We start from the raw sequence: 239 nt of genomic DNA on the forward strand, positions 1-239 counted from the left end.
CGACTATTTTCGCGGCGATCGGTTCGCTTGTCAGCCGCAGCGAGGAAGTGCAGCAGGCCGTAATGCCGGTCACGCTGCTTATCATCATCGCCTTTATGACGGCTATGTTCGGGCTGGAGAATCCCGAAGCTCCGTTCGTCATCGCGATGTCGTATGTCCCGTTCTTCTCGCCGCCCATTATGTTCCTGCGTATCGGTCTCGGTAGCCCGGCTTGGTGGGGAATCGTGATTTCGATCGCG

At 57.7% G+C, this 239-nt stretch carries 1 protein-coding gene; it reads left to right on the plus strand.

Features of this window, described 5'->3' with window-relative positions:
• The coding region (locus tag KVT34_RS31015; protein ID WP_217563373.1) for an ABC transporter permease at positions 1 to 239 on the plus strand (239 nt) is incomplete at both ends.

It is taken from the genome of Paenibacillus sp. GbtcB18 (assembly GCF_019091125.1).
In the GTDB taxonomy this organism is placed as follows: Bacteria; Bacillota; Bacilli; order Paenibacillales; family NBRC-103111; genus Paenibacillus_F; species Paenibacillus_F chitinolyticus.